Consider the following 2,733-nt stretch of genomic DNA (forward strand, 5'->3'; position numbering starts at 1 on the left):
ATCATCTGGCACGACGGGCAGGCGGCGAGCCTCTACGTGCGTCGCCTGGAGAAGGGCCGCTTCCTGTGGCCGTCGCCCGCCGACGGCGTCGTCGCGATCACGCCCGCGCAGATGGGTTACCTGCTCTCTGGCATCGACTGGCGCAATCCGGTGGAGACCTGGCGTCCGACGGCGATCGGATAGAGCTTCGAGCCTTGTTTTTGCTGGCGGATGTGATTCCCTCTCCTTGTGAACGCGCCCGCTGAATCGCCCGTGCCGCCGACCCTGCCGACCGACTTGGCGGCGGCGCATGCGATGATCCTGGCGGAGCGCCAGGCGCGGATCGAGGCGCAAGCCCAGGTCCTCGCCGCGAAGGCTGCAGCGTCATCGACCGAGGCGACGATCGCCCATCTCAAGCTGATGATCGAGAAGCTCAAGCGCGAGCTCTATGGCCAGCGCTCGGAGCGCACGATGCGCCTCATCGACCAGATGGAGTGAGGTGGTCCCGCATTGGCGGACAGTTTGGCGGCTTCGCTAAGCTTGGTTCTGGTGTTTTTCACGCCGCCATGTTGATGCCGTCGCAGGCCATGTGGACCTCCTCCGGCGTTCTGCCGCCGAGAGCCGAGTGGGGCCTCGTGCGATTGTAGTAGGTGATCCATCGGCCGATCCCGGCCCGCGTCTCGGAACCGGTCTCGAAGGCGTTGAGGTAGATGCACTCGTATTTCAGCGACCGCCAGAGGCGCTCGATGAACACGTTGTCCATCCACCGGCCGCGGCCATCCATGGAAAGCCGTACGCCGGCGTCCAGCAGCACCTGGGTGAACCGCAGGCTGGTGAACTGGCTGCCTTGGTCGGTGTTGAAGATGCCCGGCCGCCCGAACCGGGACAAGGCCTCCTCCAGCGCCTCGATGCAGAAGTCGGCCTCCATGGTGTTGGACAGCCGCCAGGACAGAACCCTGCGGCTGTGCCAGTCCATGATGGCGACCAGGTACAGGAACCCGCGCCGCATCGGGATGTAGGTGATGTCGGCGCACCAGACCTGGTCAGGCTCGTCGATCGCCATGTTCCGCAGGAGATAGGGGAAGACGCGGTGCTGCGGGTGCCGCACTGGGGTCTTCGGCCGCTGGTAGATGGCGGCCAGCCCCATGCGGGCCATGAGGCGCCGCACGCGCTTGCGTCCGACCTCATGTCCCTGCCGGCGCAGATGACGAACCATCTGCCGCGAGCCGTACCAGGGCGTCTCGAGGAACTGGCCGTCGATCGCCCGCATGACGGCAAAGGTCTCGAGGCTTTCGGTCCGCGGGCCGCCGTAGAACGCTGACCGGCTGATGCCGACCAGGGCGCATTGGCGCTTGATCGGCAGTTGAGGGTGATCCGGTTCGATCATCTCGCGTCTCGCCCCCACGCTCAGCGCCCGGAGGCCCGACGCAAAAAATCCCGTTCCACCACCAATTGGCCGATCTTGGCATGGAGCTGGTCGATCTCGCTCTCGCGGACGGCATCGGCCGCTTCCGCCTTGCCGGAAAACACCGTGGCCATTCCCTCGACGGCCTGCTTCTTCCAGGCGTTGATCATAGTCTGGTGGACGCCGTACTTGGCGGCCAGATGCGCTACCGTCTGCTCCCCGCGGAGCGCCTCAAGGGCCACCTTCGCCTTGAACTCCGCTGAATATCGCTTCCTCTTCCCGGTCATCGGGCTCGTCCTTCCGTCAGGCCGAACCAAGCTTAGCTCCCTGTCCGGGTTTCGGGGACCACCTCACTATTCCTCTTCGGCGACGGCGCGCTGTGACAAGGCGAAGTCTTGCAGCAGCAGTGCGACGGAGGGCTTCGTTTGCGCCGACTCGATCATCATCGCGAGGGCTGCGCGCGTGATATCCTTGCGCTTCGCTTTAGGGTGGCGCGCCTTAACGCTGTCGAAGAGCTGCTTGGGAGTGATGCCCGGACGAGCGAGTTCCGTCAGCGTCAGGCCTATGTCTTGAATTTCTTGCGGCTCCATAGGCTTGCCCCCTGACATAACAGATATTCAATCATAGCATTAATGGCAGCGCTGCGCATCAATCGACCGATCGAACTTCACCCAGGACGGCTGAGAAGAAGCCCTTAATGTTTCTGCCTCTTCTCAGCTCCTCAGCCTGCGATTGACGAATGGAGGCGGACGAGTCAATCCGGTCCCGCAGATGCGTTGCATCGAGGCTTCGAGGCGGCTCGGCCAGCTAGCCTCTTTAATTCATGGCGGCCCATTCCGGTCTGGCTGGCGGGGGGTTTGAGCGGCTTTTGGACATGCCTTTGCGGCCGCCGGCTTTTCAGATCGTAAGCGTCGTCGCGGGCTTTCAATTACCCACAAGAGCGATCGTGCGGGAATGTAGCTTGAAGCCCTTGAATCATTTGTGATTCTGTTCGTGACGCCGAATCACGAGGGCGTCACCGATGGGCATGGCCGTACCCGAAGGCAAGGAGAATGGTTGGCTGGCTGGCGAACTCGGCGGCAGTACGCTTCCAGACCAGCGTTTGGCTCGTCGATTGTTGCATATCGCCGGCCGCATGTCGGCCAACCGTTAGCAGGTCGCTTCAAACCGAAGCCTGAGGCCATTCGGCAACAGGCTCTCCGGATGACGGAATAGCCCGGTGCAGGGCGTGCGATCAGGACCATGCTGGTTAGCCGGCCTGCCTTCCGAATGCTCCCCGATTGTTTGTCCATGCCTGTGCGCTCAGTTCGGAATCGCGCTGGCGCCGCGGAAGCGCATGAACACGCTCG

Annotated in this window: 3 protein-coding genes and 1 pseudogene; 2 read left to right on the forward strand and 2 right to left on the reverse strand. The window is 63.2% G+C overall.

Annotated features, from left to right (window positions below; translation table 11 throughout):
* Together tnpB and V5F77_RS28460 are read left to right on the forward strand one after the other, a co-directional pair.
* A partial coding sequence (gene tnpB, locus V5F77_RS28455) for an IS66 family insertion sequence element accessory protein TnpB (protein ID WP_429008416.1) occupies positions 1 to 183 on the forward strand: 183 nt, incomplete at its 5' end.
* Between the two features lie 45 nt (positions 184 to 228).
* Positions 229 to 474: pseudogene (locus tag V5F77_RS28460) on the forward strand (IS66 family transposase); the annotation flags it as partial.
* A gap of 61 nt (positions 475 to 535) precedes the next feature.
* Here the strand turns inward: V5F77_RS28460 and V5F77_RS28465 are convergent.
* Positions 536 to 1,671 (reverse strand): IS3 family transposase gene (locus tag V5F77_RS28465; RefSeq protein WP_429008417.1). Its coding sequence is split into 2 segments (ribosomal slippage): positions 536 to 1,416 and positions 1,416 to 1,671, totalling 1,137 coding nucleotides; the frame shifts between segments, so codons are not numbered across the junction.
* A gap of 66 nt (positions 1,672 to 1,737) precedes the next feature.
* Positions 1,738 to 1,974, reverse strand: a complete 237-nt coding sequence (locus V5F77_RS28470) for a hypothetical protein (RefSeq protein WP_429008418.1) — start codon at positions 1,972 to 1,974, stop codon at positions 1,738 to 1,740.
* Positions 1,975 to 2,733 lie beyond the last annotated feature (759 nt).

This window comes from Roseixanthobacter psychrophilus (genome assembly GCF_043195195.1).
Classification (GTDB): Bacteria; Pseudomonadota; Alphaproteobacteria; order Rhizobiales; family Xanthobacteraceae; genus NCEH01.

What these genes read in the sequence shown, in the direction of transcription:
- V5F77_RS28470 (WP_429008418.1), bottom strand. Translation starts at nt 1,974, where the DNA reads ATGGAGCCGCAAGAAATTCAAGACATAGGCCTGACGCTGACGGAACTC.